A 20,089-nucleotide genomic window follows, 5' to 3' on the forward strand; every position below is an offset into this window, starting at 1 on the left:
CCTTCTCCCACAAGGGGAGAAGGCGGATCCCGCTCGTGGCGTTCAGCTCACTTCATCGCGCACTTGTCGTGGAAGCGATCCTGGTCGTTCTCCACGATTGTCGCGACCGTCTTCAGCGAGAGCTGGCCTTCGCCGTCCTTGACCACGTCCTGGAGATAGAAGCTCTGCACCGGGATGTGATTCTTGCCGTATTTGAACGCGCCGCGCAGCGACTTGAAGTTGGCCTTCTCCATCTCGGCCTTCATCTCGGCCTTCTTGCTGGTGTCGCCCTTCACGGCGACCACCGCGCTGTTGATGAGCTGGGCCGCGTCATAGGTTTGCGCGCCATAATAGGTCGGACGCAGGCCGGGATACTTCTTGCGGTAGTCGGCAACGAAGCGCTTGTTCTGCTCGTTGGGGAGGTCGTTGACCCATTCCTGCGCCCCGGGAACGCCAAGCGCGTTTTCCTTCTGCAGCGGCAGCGAGAGCTCGTCGACCGTGAAGGCGGTGTAGAGCGGCATCGTGCTCTTCAGGCCGGCCTGCGCATATTGGTTGAGGAACTGCACGCCGGCAGCACCCGGATAGAACACGAAGATCGATTCCGCGCCCGAGGCACGCGCCTTGGAGAGCTCGGCGGAGAAGTCGAGCTGGCTCGGCCAGACCGTGTATTCCTCGCCCTTGACCTCGCCCTTGAAGGTGCTCTTCACGCCCGCGAGCATGTCCTTGCCCGCCGCGTAGTTCGGGCCGATCAGGAACACGCTCTTGACGCCCTTCTGGTTCATGTAGAGGCCCATGGCGGCGGGCGTCTGGTCGTTCTGCCAGGAGGTCGAGAACACGTAAGGCGAGCAGAGTTCGCCCGCGAGCTGCGACGGGCCGGCATTGGCCGAGATCAGGAAGGTCTGCGAATCCACCGCGGTCTTGAGCGAGGCGAGCAGCACGTTCGACCAGATGTAGCCGACGATGAAATCGACCTTGTCGGACTGCACCAGCTTCTCGGTCTTCTGCTTGCCGACGTCGGGCTTCTGGCCGTCGTCCTCGTAGATCACCTCGACCGGCTTGCCGTCCATCTTGCGGCCGATGTGATCCAGCGCCAGCTCGAAGGAGTTGCGCATGTCGTTGCCGATCACGGCGGTCGGGCCGCTGAAGGTCGAAACGAAACCGATCTTGATGGTGTCGCCGGCGAATGCCGGGCTCGCCAGCACCAGCGCCGCTGCGCCCGCCAGCCAGAATGCCGTCCTCATAACCACTCCCCTCCTTTATTATCGATCCCGGAAACGAGGTGATCGCCGCCCCGGGTCTGTCTCTATTGAACGCAAAATCTGTCGAGCCGCCAATGGCTCAGCGCCCGCCCCTGCACCATATTTCGCACCAATCGGCGATGGCAAGAAATATAATTCTACTCACTTCGGCCGAGGCCGGCCCAAGGCCGGTCCGGATGGTGCGGCGCTTTCTCGCCGCAGATCGATACATCCAGCCTATCCGGCGATTGATGACGGCTATTGGACCGCGAGGCCCGATCCGCACTTAAATGAACAGGTAGAGCAGCGAGATTCGAGGGCGATCATCATGACCACCACACCGCATCGCGTCGTCATCGTCGGGGCCGGCTTCGGCGGGCTGGAGGCAACCTACCGGCTCGCCGGCAGCCCGGTTGCCATCACGCTGATCGACCGCCGCAATCATCATCTGTTCCAGCCACTGCTCTACCAGGTCGCGACCGCCTCGCTCGCCACCAGCGAGATCGCCTGGCCGATCCGGCACCTGATGCGCGACCGGCCAGAAGTGACAACGCTGTTTGCGACGGTGAGCGGCGTCGATGCCGACAGGCGCTGCGTGCTGATCGACGACGGCAGCGAGGTGCCTTACGACACGCTGGTGCTCGCCACCGGCGCGCGGCACGCCTATTTCGGCCACGATGAATGGGAGGCATGGGCGCCGGGTCTGAAGACGCTGGAGGACGGCACCACGCTGCGCCGCCACATCCTGGTGGCGTTCGAGCGCGCCGAGCGCGAGACCGATCCGGTCAAGCGCGCGGCGCGGCTGACCTTCGTCATCGTCGGCGCCGGTCCCACCGGCGTCGAGCTCGCCGGCACCATCGCCGAGATGGCGCATCACACCTTGCCCGGGGACTTCCGCAACATCGACACGACCAAGGCACGCGTGGTGCTGGTCGAGGCCGGGCCGCGCGTGCTCGCGGGCTTCGCCGACGACCTCTCGGCTTACGCGCAGGCCTCGCTGGAGAAGATCGGCGTCGAGGTCGTGCTCGGGCAGGCCGTCACCGAGATCAATCGTGAGGGCGTGGTGTTCGGCGGCAAGCTGCTCGAGGCAAAGACGCGAATCTGGGCCGCCGGCGTGCGCGCCTCGCCCGCCGCCGAATGGCTGGGCGCACCCAGCGATCGCGCCGGGCGCGCGCAGGTCGAGGCCGATCTGACCATCCCCGGCCATCCCGAGATCTTTGCGATCGGCGACACCATCAGCATCAACGCCTGGGAGGGCAAGCCGGTGCCGGGCATCGCGCCAGCGGCGAAGCAGCAGGGCCGGCATGTCGCCGAGACCATCAAGGCCCGCCTGCGCGGCGAGAACAAGGGCGCCTTCCGCTACAAGCACGCCGGCAGCCTCGCGCAGATCGGCAAGCGCCTCGCAGTGATCGATTTCGGCAAGTTCAAACTGCGCGGCACCATCGCATGGTGGATCTGGGGCATCGCCCACATCTACTTCCTGATCGGCCTGCGCCACCGCCTCAGCGTCGCGCTCAGCTGGCTCTGGATCTACGCGCGCGACCAGCGCGCAGCGAGGCTGATCACGCAGGGAAGCAGCAAGGTGGTGTAGGCTCTCTTCCTTCTCCCCTTGTGGGAGAAGGTGGCGTAGGCGGCCTACGGCCGCCGTTCTTGAGAACGCCGATGCTTTGCATCGGCTATGGCGCCGGATGAGGGGTTCTCTCGACTCGCCAGAGTGTCCGTGAGGAGAGAACCTCTCACCCGGCTTCGCTTTGCGAAGCCACCCTCTCCCACAAGGGGAGAGGGTGCAGCGCGCTCGCGGCTGTTACTTCACCAACTCGCACCCGCCTTCCGCCAGCGGGCGGAACGCCTGGTCTGCCGGAATCGTCGAGACCAGCTTGTAATAGTCGTAGGGATATTTCGACTCCTCCGGCTTCTTCACCTCGAACAGGTACATCGGATGCACGACGCGGCCGTCCTGGCGGATCGTGGTGTCGCCGAACAGTTTGTCCTTGCCTTTGAACTTCTTCATCTCGGGGACGGCGTCCTTGGCATTGTCGCTGCCGGTCGCCGCGACCGCGTTGAGGTAAGCGAGCGTCGAGGCATAGACGCCGGCCTGGTTGCCGCTCGGCATCTTGCCGTTCATGCCGGGCCGCGCGGCGAAGCGTTTTGCGAAGGCGCGGGTGTCGTCGTTCATGTCCCAGTAGAAGGCTTCCATGAGCTGGAGGCCCTGGGCGACCTTGATGCCCATACCGTGGACGTCATTGATGAAGAGCAGGAAGGCGACGAGCTTCTGCCCGCCCTGCTGGATGCCGAACTCGGCCGCCTGCTTCACCGCGTTGATGGTATCGCCGCCGGCATTGGCAAGGCCGATCACCTGGGCCTTCGAGCTTTGGGCCTGCAGCAGGAAGGACGCGAAATCGGAGGTGCCGAGCGGGTGCTTGGAGGAGCCGATCACCTTGCCGCCATGCGCCTCGATGTATTTCTGCGCTTCCGATTCGATACCCTTGCCGAGCGCAAAGTCGACCGTGAGGAAGTACCAGTCCTTGCCGCCGCGCGAGACCATTGCCGCCGCCGTGGTGTTGCCGGTCGCCCAGGTGTCGTTGACCCATTGGATGGTGTTGGGCGAGCAGGCCTTGCCGGTGAGGTCCGAGCTTGCGGTCGAGGAGGCCAGAAACGTCATGCGGCTGTCGCGCAGCAGCGTGTTGATGGAGAGGCCGACCGCCGAGTTCGGCACGTCGACGATCGCATCGACGCCCTCGACGTCGAGCCATTTGCGCGCAATGGCGTTGCCGACATCGGCCTTGTTCTGGTGATCGGCATAGACGATCTCGACCTTGATGCCCTTGCCGCCGCCGTTGAAATCCTCTGCCGCCATGCGCGCGGCTTCGACCGAGCCCATGCCGTTGGTGTCCTGGAAGATGCCGGAGATGTCGTTGAGCACGCCGACGCGCACGACATTGTCGGAGATCTCGGCGCTCGCCGCGCCGGTCACCAGGCTCGCGGCCAGCGCGAGCGTCCATTTCAGGTGTTTCATCGTTTCCCTCCCCTTTTGATCCATTGCCGCGCCGGTCGTTGCCGGCGCATTTGAAAAGTCAGGCTCTCCTGGAAATTCAGACCTGCCGCGCCGGCAGCTTCACCACGAGCCCGTCGAGATCGGGCGTGACCTTGATCTGGCAGGACAGCCGGCTCGCCGGCAGTCGCTCGGCGGCGGTGCCGTCGAGCAGGGCGTCTTCGTCGCCGGCCATGGCAGGCAGGCGCGCGAGCCAGGCGTCGTCGACATAGACATGGCAGGTCGCACACATCGCGTTGCCGCCGCATTCGGCCAGAATGCCGTCGAGGCCGTGACGGGTCGCAGCCTGCATGGCGCTTTCGCCTTCGCTGGTCTCGACGCGGTCGGACTTGCCGTCGGAATGAATGAACGTGATGGCAGGCATCAAGGCTCCTCGTCAGGCCGGGGTAATGGTGACCGGCAGGCTGTCGAGCCCGCGCAGCGTGTTGTTGAAGCGCCGTTTCGGCTCGCCCGTGATCTCGATCTTCGCGATCCGCCGCGCCAGCGCTGTCAGCATCACCTCACCTTCGAGGCGGGCGACCAGCTGGCCGACGCACATGTGGATGCCCGAGCCAAAGCCGACATGGCCGGAGGTACGACGGGTGATGTCGTAGCTATCCGGGCTGTCCCAGCGTCGCGGGTCACGATTGGCGGCGGCGAGGAACATCAGCACTTTTTCGCCCTCGCCGATCGTCGTACCCGCGAGATCGACCTCGCGCGTGGTGGTACGGAAGAAGGTCTGGACCGGACTCTCGAATCGCACGGCCTCCTCGAAGGCACCGCGCGCCAACGAGAGGTCATTGCGCAGCCGCTGCCACTGATCGGAGAAGCGCGCGAGGCAGTACACGGCCGCACCGATGCCGTTGACGGTGGTATCAAGGCCCGCCGACAGCAGCGAGCGGACCAATAGCGGTGCCTCGGTGGCCGTGATGGCGCCATCGTCGACCTGCGCATGAATGCAGGCGCCAAAGCCACCGGGCGCGAGGTTCTCGCGCTGGCACTGCTCGGCAACATAGGCCTGGTGCGGCATCGAACGTTCGATCGCCTCCTGGCGGAGCTGGTTGGGCGGGCCGAACGCGTTGAACACGACGCTCGCATAGGGAATCAGATGCTCGCGGCCTTCGGCCTTCAGCCCGAGCGCATCGGGGAAGATCGAGAGCGGGTACGCCTCGGCGAGATCGGCGATCGCATCGAAGCTGCGTCGTTCGATCAGCGCATCCACCCGCTCCTCTGCCGCCGCCGCAAAACGGTCGCGCACCTGCTTCATCGCGGTCGGCGACAGCACCTTTGACAGCACGGCGCGGGTGCGAGTGTGCGCGGGCGGATCGGCCTCCAGGATCAGGCTCGGCGGCCGCCACGGCGTCTCCTTCTTGAAGTCGGAGAGGCCGACACCGCGGCTGGAGCAGAAGGTGGCGGGATCGTTCAGCACGGCATGGACCTCGGCATAGCGCGCCACGCCGTAGACGTTCCACTTGTCGAGATAGACCACCGGCCCAGCTTCGCGCAGCACTTCGTGCGTGGGATACGGGTCGGCAAAAAAGTTCATGGCGAAAGGATCGACGTCGAGATGTGGGACGGAAGCGGAGCTCGTCGAACCAGGGGAGCCGGATGCGGTCATGGGAGATCTCCCTCATTTTGACCTTGTGAAAGAGCGGCGCATGCCCTTAGGTCAGCGAACCCGCCGCGAGTCAGAACCCCGATATGCCTGCGCCTTCGACCAGATCCCGCCAGAAGCCTGCGCCCACGGAGGCGGGACCGACACTCGATCTCGACCGTTACGTCCCGGCGTTCGTCACCTTCATCGCCAACAAGCTCTCGAACAGCGCAACCGCGTTCTATCAGAAGCAATTCGGCGTCAACGTCACGGAATGGCGGGTCATGTCGCTGCTGGCGATCGAGCCCGGCATTCCGGCCTCGCGCATCTGCCACGTCATCGGCTTCGACAAGGGGCCTGTGAGCCGGACGCTGGCCGGCCTCGAGAAGCGCGGGCTGGTCTCGATCCGCACCGACCCGAACGACGGCCGCACCCATTCGATTTCGCTGACCGCGAAGGGCCGCGCCACCCATGACAAGGTGATCGTTGCGGCGCTCGAGCGCGAGCGGCGGCTGTTGTCGTGCCTCGACAAGGGTGAGCGTGAGGTGCTGATTGGCCTGCTCCGCCGGCTGCACGAAAATCTCGGCGCGGTCACCGGCAGCGCGGACACCTGACGGGCCTCGCGCCAGGCGCGGTCCGCTGTCATTCCCAGGCACAAGCCGGCCTTTGCCGACGGCACCCTTGCTGCCGCGCATTGCTTCCTCCGAAACCGAACGCGGCGGTTCCTCCCGCCGTCATCCTCTTTGGAACGGTTCGCACAAATTAGTTGCTTAGGCAACAAAAGAATCATGCAAGATATTACGGCAGGTTGGCTGGCCTGGTTGCGCATGCTTCCCCCTCTTCCCTTCTCCCCTTGTGGGAGAAGGTGGCGCGAAGCGCCGGATGAGGGGTCTCTATCCGCGAGCTTCACTGAGAGGGATTCACACGCGGAGACAACCCCTCACCCGTCTCGCCGCTTCGCGGCGAGCCACCCTCTCCCACAAGGGGAGAGGGGAAGACCACGGCCAGTTACAGCCCGATCCACGCGTCCGACGCATCGTCGTTCAGTCGCGCCACGAAATCGGCACGCCGCGTCAGCACCGCACGCTGGTTGATGTAGCCCTTGTCGGTGATCTCGCCGCCATCGACCGACGGCGGCTCGACCAGCAGCAGCGCACGCGTGGCATGGCCAGAGGAGTTGGACCCCTCCTGCTTCAGCCTCGCCAAGCCTTGCGCGATCGCTGTCCTGACCTTGTCATGCACGAGCACCTCATTCACATCAGCCGTCTCGCCCAGGCCGGCATGGACGCGGCAAGCCGCGATATTCGGGAACACCAGGAAGCGCACCTCGTCACCACCATGGCCCGCGACCACGATGTCCTGCGCGAGCGGCGCCAGCGCGGCGATGCCGGCGACGCGCAATGTGCCGACGCTGACCCAGGTGCCGGAATTGAGCTTGAAGTCTTCCGCAACGCGGCCGTCGAAGAACAGCCCGCGCTCCGGCCGCTCCGGGTCGGCAAGCTTCACCGCATCGCCGATGAGATAAAAACCCTCGTCGTCGAAAGCCTGCCTGGTCAAGTCCGGCGCCTTCCAATAGCCCGGCGTGACGTTGGGACCGCGCACACGCACCTCCAGCTTGTCGCCGGAGGCGACGAGCTTCAATTCGGTGCCGGGAATGGGCACGCCGATATTGCCGGAGCGTTCGGCGAGGAAATGGCAGTCGGCCGCCAGCGGCGAGGTCTCGGTCGAGCCCCAGGCCGAAACCATCGGCATCGCGCGGCCGACGGTCTTGATCGAGAGCTCTTCGAGCGCATCCCAGAGGTTCTGCGGCAGCGCCGCGCCGGCATAGAAGGCGAACTTCACCTCGCTGAAGAAACGCCGACGGAGTTCCTCGTCGCCGCGCAGCGCCGCGATCAGCATGTCGAAGCCGCGCGGCACGTTGAAATAGACCGTCGGCATCACGCTTTTCAGATTGGCGAGCGACGTCGCGAACAGACCGGGCGCGGGCTTGCCGCCGTCGATATAGAGCGAGCCGCCGTTGCGCAGCACGAGGTTGAAATTGTGGTTGGCGCCGAACGTGTGGCTCCAGGGCAGCCAGTCGAGAATGACGAGATCACCGCGCCCCGGCGCGATGAAGGTCCAGGTCTGCGCCTTGGCCTGCTGGCTCGTGGTCAACATGCGCTGGGTGTTGATGACCGCCTTGGGCGCGCCGGTCGAGCCCGAAGTGAACAGGAATTTCGCGATCGTGTCCGGCGTCACCGCGGCAAAGGCTTTTGCGACGTCGGGCGTCTCAGCCGTTGTCGCGATGCTGCTGAAGGGCAACGCATCGGCATCGCCGTCGATGCCGCTGATGATCTGCGCCGTGTGAAGCGGCTTGATCGCCGCCAGCGCCGCCGCAAATGGTTTTGTGGCGGAGACATAGATCGCGCCGGGCTCGAGCAGTGCGATCATGCTCTTGAGCTTGTCGAAATCCTTCGACATCAGCGAATAGGCCGGCGAGATCGCCGCCGAGGGCACGCCGACATGCTGGGCGGCGAGCGCGAGCAGCGCATGATCGATACTGTTATCGGAGAGGATCGCGAGCGGACGCTCTGCGCTGAGACCCTGTGCCAGGATCCAGGACGCCGTCGCGCGCACCTGTCGCAGCGCCTGCGCATAGGTGACGGTGGTCCAGGGCGCTTCGACATTGCCGCGCTCGGCGAGGAATATCTTGTCGGGCGTCTGCCTCGCCCACTGCTCCAGCCAATCGCCGATGCAGCGGGCGCTCTCGCGCAAGGGCTCCGGCGAGCGCAGCACGATGCTGCCGTCGGCGCGGTGCTCGGCGACGGTCCTGGGTGTTGCAAACAGGCTTGCGGCATCACCGCGTAGGGCGGTTGTCATGGGCTTCCTCCTCCGCCCGGACGACCGGATCGGCCGCAGCCTCGTTCCGGGCTGCGTTGGCCATAATGTTGGTCATGGCAATTGTTGTCGTCAACAACAATCTTTCGCTCGTGCGGCGAAGACGCTACAAGAACGCTCCGGCAGGAGACGCAACGTGACAGCCAACGCAGCCCAGACCTCCGTGCGTAAGCGATCCGGCAACGGTGCGGCGCGGCGGAACGACGCCGACGAGATCGGCCTCGATGCGCTGGTCGGCCACGCCGGCTATGCGGTGCGGCGCTTCCAGATCTGGATTTTCCAGGACTTCATCAAGACGCTCGGCGACGTCGATATCCGGCCGACGCAATATTCGGTGCTGACGGTGATCGGCGCCAATCCGGGCCTGTCGCAGATGGCGGTGGCAAAACGCCTCGGCATCGAGCGCGCCCGGCTGGTGCATCTGCTCGACAGCCTCGAGGCGCGCAAGCTGGTGAAGCGGGTCAAGTCGAAGGCGGACCGGCGCTCCCACGCGCTGCACCTCACGACGCAGGGCGAGACGGCGCTGGCCAAATTCAAGCGCCTCGCCGCCGCGCACGAGCGGAATGTCGAGGACAGGATCGGCAAGGAGAACCGGGAGCAGCTGCTCCGGATCCTCGCTGACTTCACCTGATCCCGACTGCACATGAATTGGGCAAATGCCCGGAACAGGGCGCTGCCGCGGCAACCCGCCCGTCCCTCGAAATTTCTCCCAAGCCACTGATCCCACGATAATATCCGAGGCATCGCGCCTGCCCGGATTCTGTACACAATGGCACATCGCTTGCTTCAATCCGGGTGAAACAGTTGCCGGAGTTTTGTCACCATGGGGGCTGAGCAGCCTGAAACGATCGCCGCGATCGTGGCCGCGCATCGCGCGGGCACGATGACGCCGGGGCAGACGGTCGCGCGGACCTATCAGCGCATCCGCGACCACAACGATCCCGCCGTGTTCATCAGCCTGCGCGACGAGAAAGACGCGATCGCCGAGGCTGAGAAGCTCGCGGCGCGAAAGGATGCCGCCGGCTTGCCGCTCTACGGCATCCCCGTCGCCGTGAAGGACAACATCGACGCGCTGGGCTTTCCGACCACCGCGGCCTGCCCCGCCTTCTCCTACACCCCGGCGCATGACTCGACCGCGGTCGAGCGTTTGCGCGCCGCCGGCGCCATCATCATCGGCAAGACCAATCTCGACCAGTTCGCGACCGGCCTCGTCGGCGTGCGCTCGCCCTACGGCATTCCCAGGAATTCGATCCACGACGATCTGATTCCGGGGGGATCGAGTTCGGGATCGGCAGTCGCCGTGGGTGCTGGCCTCGTACCGCTGTCACTGGGGACCGACACCGCCGGCAGCGGGCGCGTCCCGGCGATGCTCAACAACATCGTCGGGCTGAAGCCGAGCCTCGGCATGATCTCGACCGCGGGGCTGGTTCCGGCCTGCCGCACGCTCGACTGCATCTCGGTCTTCGCCTTGACGGTGGACGACGCCGCGCTTGCGCTCTCGGTGATGACCGGGCCCGACCAGGCCGATCCGTTCTCGCGCGATCGGCCGCTCGGCCCGGTCACGCCCTTCCCGGCGAACCTGCGCCTCGGCGTGCCGCGCAACGGACAACTGATCTTCTTCGGCGACAAAAAATCGGAAGCCGCCTATGCCGATGCGCTGACGCGCTGGGCCGCGCTTGGCGCTGATCTGGTCGAGTTCGACCTCGAACCGTTCTACGAGACGGCGCGGCTGCTCTATGAGGGGCCCTGGGTCGCCGAACGTTATCTCGTGATCAAGGATCTGCTCGCCTCCGCGCCCGATTCGATTCATCCGGTCACGCGCGAGATCACCGCGGTGGGAGCGCGGTTGACAGCGGCAGAGACTTTCTCCGCCCTCTACCGCTTGCAGGGCCTGCGCAAGATTGCCGAGCGGACTTTTGCGAATATCGACGCGCTGGTGCTGCCGACGGCGCCGACGACCTATACGATCGCGCAGGTGCTCGCCAATCCGATCGAGCTCAACAGCCGGCTCGGCACCTACACCAACTTTGTGAACCTGCTCGACCTCTGCGGCCTCGCGGTGCCGGCGTCGATGCGCGGCGACGGCATCCCGTTCGGCATCACGCTGCTCGCGCCAGCGGGGCGCGATGCACTGCTCGCGAGCATCGGCCGCGTCTTCCATGCGGATACGAAGCTGAGCGTCGGGGCAAAGGGCGGAGCGCAGCCCGCGCTCGCGCCGCTTGCCGCAAGCGGCATCGACGAGATTCCGATCGCGGTGGTTGGCGCGCATCTGTCCGGCATGGCGTTGAACGGCGAGTTGAAAGCCCTGAACGCGAAGCTGATCGAAGCGACGAGGACGGCGCCGGACTACAAGCTCTATGCGCTGAAGACCATGCCGCCGAAGCCCGGCATGTTGCGTGTCGCAGCAGGCAACGGTGCGTCGATCGAGCTGGAGATCTGGTCGCTCTCGTCAGCCGCCTTCGGCAAGTTCGTCAACGCGATTCCCGCGCCGATGGCGATCGGCACGGTACGGCTTGCAGACGGCCGCAGCGTGAAGGGCTTTCTCGTCGAGCCGGAGGTGCTGGGCGAGGCGCGCGATATCACGGCGTACGGCGGCTGGCGGAAGTTTATGGCGGAAGGTGCGAAAACGTAGGTCTCGTAGGGTTGGTTAGCCCTGCGATTGCGCAAAGCGCAATCGCAGGGCTAACCAACCTCTTCTCCTTCTGCGGATACAGACTGCGGTGGGTTACGCCTTCGGCTAACCCGCCCTACGGCACCGCGTGTGCGGCCCTACACCGACACCGCGTAGATCTCATACTCCCCGCGCACCAGCTCGATATGCGCGCGCATCGCGGCGGCGGCGCCTTGCTTGTCGCCGCGCATGATGGCAACGACGACGCGGTCGTGTTCGGCTTGCGACTTTGCCAACCGACCGAGATTGCGGAACTGGGCGCGGCGGAACGGCTGCACGCGGACGCGGGTGGCGAGCGTGATTTCGGCGATGTAGCCGTTCTGCGATCCCGCATAGATCGCGTTGTGGAAGCGCTCGTTGACCTCGTGGAAGCGATCGGGATTGCCGGCGTAGCTCAACACTCGCAGCTCTTCGTGGATGGCTTCCAGACCATGGCGCTCGGCGGCGGACATACGCTCGGCAGCAAGACCGGCACACAGCGCCTCGAGTTCCGCCATCGCCTCGAACATGCTCTTCAGCCGCTCGATCGACGGCTGCGCTACCACCGCGCCGCGATGGGCGCGGGCCTCGACGAGACCGCTCGCCACCAGCTGGCGCAGCGCCTCGCGGACCGGCGTGCGGGAAACGTTGAAGCGCCGCGCGATGTCGGTCTCGTCCAAGGGCGAGCCGGGCGCCAGGGTTCCGCGCACAATCTCGTCGGCGAGCTGCAAGCGCAACTCCTCGGCGCGCGTAACCTTGTGCACGCTGGGCTGTGCCCGATCGACGCGCGGCACCACCGGCTCGGCCGGCAATGTCCCGGGCGGAAAATCGTCAAGCGTCATACGGTCAGGTCTCTTTCGACTCGTCGATGATGCTGACATGGGCGGCGACGACGCGCCAGCCCTCCGGGAAGCGAATCCAGGTCTGCATCTGCCGGCCGACCTTGCCGGGAGCCGTGTCGCGATAGAACAAGGTGGAGGCCACGGCCGTGTCGTGGCCATAGCTCGAGATCACCGTCTTCGCGGTGCGGCGGTTGAGGCCGACCGGCGAGCGGCCGGCGCGGAACCCGGAAATCGCCTCGTAGCCATAGAGGTTCTCGCCGATGCCATAGCGCAGCGTGCGCGGGTCGTTGCGGAAGAGCTCGCCGAGCACGGCGACGTCGTTGCTGACGAGGGCCTGCTCATAGCGCTCGAACGCGGCTTTGACTTCCGCGATCACGTCGGGGAGATCGATCTCCATCTCAAATTCCTTTTGGGCTGGGCGCGGCGACAACGCCCATTTTCTCCAACGCGTACGCGACGCGCAGCGCGATGTCCTCGCGCCACGGCGCACAAATGATCTGCACGCCGATCGGCAGCGGCTCGAGCGGCACCGGCACGGCAACCACCGGCAGGCCGATGAAGGAGATCGGCTGGGTGTGGATGCCGATATTGGCGCGCACCGGCAATTCGACGCCGTCGAGATTGAAATTCACCTGACCGAGCTTCGGCGCGGTGCACGGCGTTGCCGGCGCGATCAGCACATCGACCGACCTGAAGATCTCGGCGAGCTGCGCGCGATACCAGCGGCGGAATTTCTGCGCGCGGTCGACCAGCGGCGCCGGCACCATGGCGCCCGCGATCAGCCGATCGCGCACGGCGGGATCGAAGTCATTCGGGCGCTTGCGCAGGCGATCGAGATGCAGCGAAGCGCCTTCGGTGGTGGTGATGACGTAAGCCGCGGCGCGGGCGCGCGCGGCTTCGGGAACATCGACCACTTGTGTTACGCCCAGCGCCTTGGCGACACGGCTGACGGCTTCGACGGCTTCCGGAAACACGTTCTTCTGAAAGTACCCGCCGGCGATCGCGATGCGCAGGTCCGAAACCGGATTGCCGAGCAGCGGCAGCGTCGGCTCCAGCCCACGCGCCGCGCAGGCGCCGTCGTCGGCGTCAGGCCCCTGCATCGCGTCATAGGCGAGCGCGAGATCGGTGACGGAGCGCGCGAATGGCCCGAGATGATCGAGGCTCGCCACGAACGGAAACGAGCGCGCGCGCGACAGCCGGCCACAGGTCGGCTTCAGGCCAAAGATGCCGCAGAACGAGGACGGGACGCGGATCGAGCCGTTGGTGTCCGAGCCCAGCGAGATCGGCACCAGCGCGCCGCCGACGGCGCTGCCCGAACCACCAGAAGAACCGCCGCTCATCCGCGTGGTGTCATGCGGATTACGCGAGGGGCCGTCATGGACGTTCTCGCCGGTGAAGTCGTAGGCGTATTCGCCCATGTTGAGCGCGCCGACCAGCACGGCGCCGGCGGCTTCCATCCGCTCGATCAAGGTCGCGTCGCGCTTTGCGGGCGCGAGGTCGCGGTTGATCTTCGAGCCCGCGCGGGTGGCAAGGTCGGCTACGTCGAACAGGTTCTTCACCGCGAAGGGCACGCCGGCGAGCGGGCCGACGGTCTTGCCGGCCGCGATGTCGGCATCGATCGCGCGCGCTTTCGCGCGGGCGCGACCGGCGGTGACGTCGGTGAAGGCATTGAGAACGGTGTCGTGCTGCTTGATGCGCGCCAGCGCTGCTTCAGTGGCTGCGAGCGCGGACATCTTGCCGGCCGCAACCGCGCTCGCGATCTCGGCAGCGCTCATCTCTGGCTTGGTGGTCATGGCAACATCAAGCCGTGAAGATCGGCGCCGGCTCGGTCTCGTCCGGCAGCGCGAATTCGTCGACGAGGCGGCCAAGCCGCAGCGAGACCTCGAGATTGGCGCGCACCGCGGGCCTCCATGCCTCCTCGACCGGCAGCGCGAGTGCTTTCGATACGGCGTCGATATAATCGTCCAGCGGCTCGGCCATCACGCTCCCAAACAATCAGTGCACCGGCAACGGCGGATGCGGGATCGCCGTCAACAGCTCCTTGGTGTAGTCGTCCTGCGGATCGCTGAGGACCCTCTCGGATGAGCCTTCCTCGACGATTCGACCCGTCCGCATCACAATGACACGATCGCACAACAAGCGCACTACGTTCAAATCATGCGAGACGAACAGATAGCTCATACCTAGCCGCGCCTTGAGGTCCTGGAGCAGGTTCAGCACCACGGCCTGCACCGAGACGTCCAGCGCCGCGGTCGGCTCGTCCAGGATCACGAGCTTGGGATGCAGGGCGATGGCGCGGGCGATGCCGACGCGGGCCTTCTGGCCGCCGGAGAGCTGGTGCGGGAAGCGATCGAGCAGATTGTGCGGCAGGCCGACCATGGTTGCCAGTTCCTCGCAGCGGGCGCGCAACGCATCGCGCCCCCTGATGTCGCCGAGCTGCATGATCGGATCGGCGATGGCGCGCGCGGCGGTGAAGCGCGGGTTGAGGCTGTCAGTCGGGTCCTGGAACACCATCTGGATGCGGCTGCGCTGCGGCAGCCGGGCGAAGCCGGCGGGCGCGATGCCGCCGATGTCCTCGCCGTCGAACTGGATCAGGCCGGAGGTCTGGTCGAGCAGGCGCATCACCATCATCGATGTAGTCGACTTGCCGCAACCGGATTCGCCAACGAGGCCGACGCTCTCGCCGTGGCCGATCGAAAAGCTGATGCCGTCGACGGCGCGGAACACATCCGGCTCCACGGGTGGCTTGCGGCCGAACAGTTTTCCGAGCGTGGCGGTGGCGCCTTGGCGGGGGTATTCCTTGACGAGCTTTTCGATGAGGAGGAGAGGCTTCTGACTCTCAGCTGCCGCCGGTGCGGATTCCGCGGGTGCGGCAGGCACAGCGCCCTCCTCTTCCGGCAACAGATCTCGCAAGCTCACACCGAGCCGCGGCGTCGCGCGCATCAGCTTCTTCGTATAGGGATGCTGCGGATTGGCGAAGATGTCGGCGGCCTTGGCGGTCTCGACCACGCGGCCCTTCTCCATCACCACGACGCGGTCGCAATAGGCGGCCGCCAAGCCGAGGTCGTGCGTGATCAGGATCGTCGACATCGCGCGGCGCTTGGTCAGCTCTACGATCAGGTCCATCACCGCCTTCTGCGTGGTGACGTCGAGGCCGGTGGTCGGCTCGTCCGCGATCAGGAGCTGCGGATTGCAGGCAAGGGCGAGCGCGATGACGACGCGCTGGCACATGCCGCCTGACAGTTCGAACGGATAGGCGTGGTAGCGCTCGCGCGGGCGGGCGATCTTGACCTGCTCCAGCGCCTCGATCGCCTTTTCTCCGTGATCCGAAACCATCGCCTGCTGCACATGGGTGCGCAGCACGTCCTCGATCTGATCCCCCACCTTCCTGATCGGATTGAGCGCCGCGCGCGGGTTCTGAAAGATCATCGAGACTTCGCGGCCGCGCAGGTCGCGCATCTGGTCTTCGCTCGCGGCCTTCACGTCGATGCCGGAGAACATCACCGAGCCCTCGGCGATTTTGCCGGCGCGGTCGAGGATGCGCATCACCGCGTAGGACGTCACCGACTTGCCGGAGCCGGACTCGCCGACGATGGCGAGCGTCTCGCCCTTGGCGACGGAGATGTTGACGTGCTGCACGGCTTTGACGATGCCGCGGCGGGTGGAGAACTCGACCGTGAGGTCCTGGACGTCGAGCAGGGGCTGGGCGGTCATGAGGGCCTCCCGATCAAAAGGCGCGAAAACAACCCCATGCACAGTAGAATGCCATTGGAATCATTGAAGAATTTTGACCGTAAATTTGCCATCACGTCCTCCGCTGGGGGTCGACGATGTCGCGGAGGCCGTCGCCGAGGAGGTTGAAGCAGAACACGGCGATCATCAGGGCAAGGCCGGGGAAGAGCGCGATCCACCACTCGCCCGACACCATGAAGCCCGCGCCCTCCGCGACCATGATGCCCCATTCGGCGGTCGGCGGGCGGACGCCGAGGCCGATGAAGGAGAGGCCCGCGGCGTTGAGGATGGCGTAGCCCATGGTCAGCGACATCTGCACGATCATGATCGGCATGATGTTGGGCAGGATGTGCAACAGCAGAATGCGGAATTCGCCGTTGCCGGAGAGACGCGCGGCCTGCACGAAGCCGGCGTTGCGGCGGACGTTGGCTTCAGCGCGCGCGACGCGGGCATAGAGCGGGAAGTTCACGATTGCCGTGGCCAGGATGATGTTCTGCACCGTGTTGCCGAGGGCTGCGACGATGCCCATCGCCAGCACGAACAGCGGGAAGGCCATGATGGTGTCGGCGATGCGGCCGACGATGCGATCGGTCCAGCCGCCGAAATAGCCCGCCGCGATGCCGGCAAGCCCGCCCATCAGAAACACCAGCACGACGGAGGCGACCGCGATGAACGTATCGAGCCGCGTTGCCACGACGACGCGGCTGAAGATGTCGCGCCCCAACTGGTCGGTGCCGAACCAGTGTGCGGCCGACGGCGGCTTAAGCGACGCCGCGGTGTCGGACGCCAGCGGGTCATACGGCACCACATAGGGACCGAAGATCGCGGCAAGGAGGATCACGATCAGCAGCGCGAAGGCGAAGCCCGTGACCTTGTTCTCGCCGAGAACGTAACGGGTCTGTTCGAGGATCGCGACGAGACCCGAGGTGCGGGCGGGCCCGACGGGTTCAACAGCAGGCGCAACGGAGCTCATGGATTAGCCCTCCAACCTGACGCGCGGATCGATCACGCCATAGAGAATGTCGATGATCAGATTGAGCAGCACGTACATGACCGCCATGGTCAGCACGAAGCCTTGCACCGGCGCGAAGTCCGACGAGATCAGCGCTTCCACCGCGTAGGAGCCGATGCCGGGCCAGGCGAACACTTTTTCGACAAGCACGTTGGCCCCGAGCAGGAACGAGAACACCATGCTGAGCGTGGTGATGACAGGCAGCATCGCGTTGCGGAAGGCGTAGGTGACGATGACGGTCGCCGGCGACAGGCCGCTGGCGCGCGCAGTGCGGACGAATTCGGACGCGAGCACCGCGAGCATGGAGGCGCGGGTCATGCGCGCGATCGGGGCCAGCGAGAAGATCGCGAGCGTCGTCGCCGGCAATATCAGCTGGCTCAGCGCCGAGCGGAACGCCTCGAGGTCACGCGCGATCAGCGTGTCGATCAGATAGAACCCGGTCACCGTCGGCGGCGCACTGTAGAACACGTCGAGACGGCCGAGCGGCGCCGGCGACCAGCCGAGCCGGAAATAGAAGACATAGACCAGCACGAGGCCGGTGAAGAACACCGGCAGCGAAACGCCGGCTGTCGTCGTCACGCGACATAAGTGATCGACCCATGACCCCGGTCGCGTCGCCGCGAGAACGCCGAGCGGAATGGCGATGACGATGGAGACGATGAGGCCAAGCAGCGTCAATTCGGCGGAGGCAGGCAGGCGATTGCGGATCTCGGCCGCGACCGGCTGGCCCGTCGTGAGCGAGTTGCCGAAATCGCCATGGGCGAGATCGTTGGTGTAGCGGAAGAACTGCTCGATCAGCGGCCGGTCGAGGCCGAGCTTCTTGCGGATCTGCTCGACGGCTTCCTTGGTTGCGGCGGGACCGGCGAAGTAGGCGGCGGGATCACCGGGCAGCGCGCGCGTCAGCAGGAAGGTGACGATGACGACCCCGATCAGCGAGGGAATCGCGAACATCAGGCGCTTGCCGATCATGGTCAGCATGGGGCGGCACTCCTTGATGAAGGATCGCTTGTGCTGCTTCGCGAGAAGATCGCCACGCACTCCGCTGTGTTCCCTCCCCCCTTGTGGGGGAGGGCTAGGGAGGGGGGTGGCTCCGGGAGAGGTTTGAGTTCGTGGCTACCCCTCTCCCCAACCCTCCCCCACAAGGGGGGAGGGAGCCTGAAGAGCGTGCTCACCTCACTCATGACGCCTCACCCCTTCGCCATCGCGCGATAATCGAGGCGGCGGTGGAACCAGTATTGATAGCCAGAGATGTTCTTCTGCATCGCGACGTTGACGAAGGGCTGGTACAGCGGGATGCGCGGAACGTCGGCGTAGGCGAGATCGACGAAGCCCTTCACATCCTTGTCGTAGGTCGCGGTATCGCCGGTCGCGGCGGCGGTGCGCGCGCCGTCGATCAGTCTGTCCATCTCCGCCGACTTGTAGCTCATGGTGTTGAAGACGGAATTGTTGCCGTGATAGCACCAGTAGAAGAAGTATTCGGGGTAATCGAGCCAGCCCGAGAACACGTTGGTGAAGAGCGGCATCTCCTTCTTGTTCAATTCGGTGCGCCAGTTGGCGCCGGGCACCTTGTTGATGGTGGTCTTGATGCCGATCTGCGCAAGTGATTCCTGCACCAGCACGCAGAGCGGCTCGTTGACGCCGGCAAAATTCAGGTCGAACGAGATCGTGGTCTCGAAGCCGTTGGCGTAGCCGGCCTCAGCCAGCAGCGCCTTCGCCTTCTCCATGTCGGTGTTGTATTTGTGCTGCTGCGGCCAGGCGACTTCGGTCGGCTTGTCCGCAGGTGCGCCGAACATGGGATTGCCGAGACCGAACAGCACGGCGTCCATGATCTTCTGATACGGCAGCGCATAGGCGATGGCCTGCCGCACCTTCGGATTGTCGAACGGCGGCTTGGTCACGTTCATGCCGATATACTGGATGCCGTTGGAGAACGGCAGCGACACCACGTTGAGCTTGCCGCTCGCCTTCATCTCCTGGAAATCCTTGAACGGCAGCTCGTAGGAGATGTCGGCGTCGCCGCGCTCCAGCAGCGCGCGACGGTTGCCGGCCTGCGGCACCATGCGCCAGATCACGCGCTTGATCTTCGGCAGGGGACCGCCGACCCAATCCTCGTTGCGCTCCATGATGACTTCGGTGCCGGCAGTCCACTTCGTCACCTTGTAGGCGCCGGAGCCCGCGGTCTGCTGCTTGGTGAATTCGAGACCCCAGGGGTCCTTCTCGCTGGCGTTCTTCTTCACGAGTTCGGAGTTGACGATGCAGGGCACGATCACCGCGAGATCGGGAATCGTCAGCCTGTCCTTCTTCAGGAAGTCGACGCGCACGGTGTAATCGTCGATCACGACGAACTGCTCGGGTTTTGTGAGAGAGCCCGCGCTCATCTGGAAGGTCGGGAAGCCGCCGACGCTGACGGCGCGGTCGAGTGACCACTTCACGTCCTTGGCGGTCACCGGCGTGCCGTCGTGAAATTTGGCGTTCTTCTTCAGCTTGAAGGTGACCGACATGTCGTCGATCTTGAAGTCTTCGGCGAGCTCGCCCTTGAACTTGTCGCGGTCGTAATAGGGCACGCCGCCGGGGCCGACCTTCATCTCGTGACTGAGCAGGCGGTCATAGCAATTCCAGGACACCTCATAGCCGGGCACGTTGGTGCCGACGCCGTGGATGTCGAGATTGTTGGGGCCGCCTTCGGAGACGATCAGCAGCGTCTCCGAGCGCGCATCGGCATAGGCGGAGGAGATCACGGACGGCATGGCCGGAAGCGCCGCGCCTGCGGCCAATCCGGAAACGGACTTGAGGAAATCGCGGCGCTTCATGAAATCGCTCCAACACAAAGTTTTTGGTTGGAACTGGATTCGCAAGGTTCGTGCCAAGGCTTAACGGGCGGTTACGACGTCGTTAAGCAACTGAAATAACTTGATGAATATGAGCCTCGGCGGCAAATGGCTTTCCCGCCTAGACCTGCTGAATTGCATACAAAGCTACGCATTTGCACATAAAATAGACTTGTGAGAGAGCCGGCTCATTTCGTGGGCTACTCAATCTCCGCCGTCGTCCTGGCGAAAGCCAGGACCCATTACCCCAGGGAGGGGTTTTGCGAAGGCTCGTGGTTGCGACCTCGCACGCCGACTTCTCCCTGG

17 protein-coding genes are annotated in these 20,089 nt (G+C 65.1%); 4 read left to right on the top strand and 13 right to left on the bottom strand.

Annotation, left to right across the window (positions count from 1 at the left end; translation table 11 throughout):
* Positions 1-47: 47 nt before the first annotated feature.
* Positions 48-1,220, bottom strand: a complete 1,173-nt coding sequence (locus tag RAD15_RS35570) for an ABC transporter substrate-binding protein (RefSeq protein WP_458183381.1) — start codon at positions 1,218-1,220, stop codon at positions 48-50.
* A gap of 325 nt (positions 1,221-1,545) precedes the next feature.
* Between RAD15_RS35570 and RAD15_RS35575 the strand changes: the two genes are divergently transcribed.
* A complete protein-coding gene (locus RAD15_RS35575; RefSeq protein ID WP_458183382.1) occupies positions 1,546-2,808 on the top strand; it encodes an NAD(P)/FAD-dependent oxidoreductase in 1,263 nt (420 codons plus the stop codon).
* Positions 2,809-3,021: 213 nt separating this feature from the next.
* Here the strand turns inward: RAD15_RS35575 and RAD15_RS35580 are convergent, their stop codons facing one another.
* The 3 genes from RAD15_RS35580 to RAD15_RS35590 all read right to left on the bottom strand — a co-directional run bounded on the left by RAD15_RS35580 (position 3,022) and on the right by RAD15_RS35590 (position 5,866).
* On the bottom strand, positions 3,022-4,233 hold the full coding sequence (locus RAD15_RS35580; RefSeq protein ID WP_458183383.1) for an ABC transporter substrate-binding protein: 1,212 nt from the start codon (positions 4,231-4,233) through the stop codon (positions 3,022-3,024).
* 76 nt (positions 4,234-4,309) lie between these two features.
* Positions 4,310-4,633, bottom strand: coding sequence for a 2Fe-2S iron-sulfur cluster-binding protein (locus RAD15_RS35585; protein WP_458183384.1), 324 nt, complete (start codon positions 4,631-4,633; stop codon positions 4,310-4,312).
* 12 nt (positions 4,634-4,645) lie between these two features.
* Complete coding sequence (locus tag RAD15_RS35590; RefSeq protein WP_458183385.1) at positions 4,646-5,866, bottom strand: cytochrome P450; 1,221 nt, start codon at positions 5,864-5,866, stop codon at positions 4,646-4,648.
* Positions 5,867-5,949: 83 nt separating this feature from the next.
* Between RAD15_RS35590 and RAD15_RS35595 the strand changes: the two genes are divergently transcribed.
* Entirely contained in the window at positions 5,950-6,456 is a 507-nt protein-coding gene (locus RAD15_RS35595) for a MarR family winged helix-turn-helix transcriptional regulator (RefSeq protein ID WP_458183386.1), read from the top strand.
* 394 nt (positions 6,457-6,850) lie between these two features.
* Here RAD15_RS35595 and RAD15_RS35600 read toward each other — a convergent pair whose 3' ends face one another.
* The gene (locus tag RAD15_RS35600; RefSeq protein ID WP_458183387.1) at positions 6,851-8,701 is read right to left on the bottom strand and encodes a feruloyl-CoA synthase; all 1,851 of its coding nucleotides are present in this window, start codon (positions 8,699-8,701) and stop codon (positions 6,851-6,853) included.
* Positions 8,702-8,855: 154 nt separating this feature from the next.
* Between RAD15_RS35600 and RAD15_RS35605 the strand changes: the two genes are divergently transcribed.
* Together RAD15_RS35605 and atzF are read left to right on the top strand one after the other, a co-directional pair.
* The gene (locus RAD15_RS35605) at positions 8,856-9,350 is read left to right on the top strand and encodes a MarR family winged helix-turn-helix transcriptional regulator (RefSeq protein ID WP_458183388.1); all 495 of its coding nucleotides are present in this window, start codon (positions 8,856-8,858) and stop codon (positions 9,348-9,350) included.
* A 192-nt stretch (positions 9,351-9,542) separates the two neighbouring features.
* Complete coding sequence (gene atzF, locus RAD15_RS35610; protein ID WP_458183389.1) at positions 9,543-11,351, top strand: allophanate hydrolase; 1,809 nt, start codon at positions 9,543-9,545, stop codon at positions 11,349-11,351.
* Between the two features lie 137 nt (positions 11,352-11,488).
* On the opposite strand, the gene RAD15_RS35615 is transcribed toward atzF, so the two are convergent.
* From RAD15_RS35615 to RAD15_RS35650, 8 genes are all read right to left on the bottom strand, one after another.
* Positions 11,489-12,211, bottom strand: a complete 723-nt coding sequence (locus RAD15_RS35615; RefSeq protein ID WP_458183390.1) for a GntR family transcriptional regulator — start codon at positions 12,209-12,211, stop codon at positions 11,489-11,491.
* A 4-nt stretch (positions 12,212-12,215) separates the two neighbouring features.
* Positions 12,216-12,608, bottom strand: coding sequence for an oxalurate catabolism protein HpxZ (gene hpxZ, locus RAD15_RS35620; protein WP_458183391.1), 393 nt, complete (start codon positions 12,606-12,608; stop codon positions 12,216-12,218).
* Between the two features lies 1 nt (position 12,609).
* Entirely contained in the window at positions 12,610-14,004 is a 1,395-nt protein-coding gene (locus RAD15_RS35625) for an AtzE family amidohydrolase (RefSeq protein WP_458183392.1), read from the bottom strand.
* 7 nt (positions 14,005-14,011) lie between these two features.
* A complete protein-coding gene (locus RAD15_RS35630; protein WP_128930863.1) occupies positions 14,012-14,191 on the bottom strand; it encodes a DUF4089 domain-containing protein in 180 nt (59 codons plus the stop codon).
* 15 nt (positions 14,192-14,206) lie between these two features.
* Positions 14,207-15,925 (bottom strand): dipeptide ABC transporter ATP-binding protein, encoded by a 1,719-nt coding sequence (locus RAD15_RS35635; protein ID WP_458183393.1) that lies wholly within the window; start codon positions 15,923-15,925, stop codon positions 14,207-14,209.
* Between the two features lie 91 nt (positions 15,926-16,016).
* A complete protein-coding gene (locus tag RAD15_RS35640) occupies positions 16,017-16,916 on the bottom strand; it encodes an ABC transporter permease (RefSeq protein WP_458183394.1) in 900 nt (299 codons plus the stop codon).
* Between the two features lie 3 nt (positions 16,917-16,919).
* Positions 16,920-17,933 carry an ABC transporter permease gene (locus tag RAD15_RS35645; RefSeq protein WP_458183395.1) on the bottom strand — a complete coding sequence of 338 codons (1,014 nt, stop codon included), beginning with the start codon at positions 17,931-17,933 and terminating at the stop codon, positions 16,920-16,922.
* Positions 17,934-18,142: 209 nt separating this feature from the next.
* Positions 18,143-19,765, bottom strand: coding sequence for an ABC transporter substrate-binding protein (locus RAD15_RS35650; protein ID WP_458183396.1), 1,623 nt, complete (start codon positions 19,763-19,765; stop codon positions 18,143-18,145).
* Positions 19,766-20,089: the final 324 nt, after the last annotated feature.

It is taken from the genome of Bradyrhizobium sp. 14AA, from assembly GCF_054185205.1.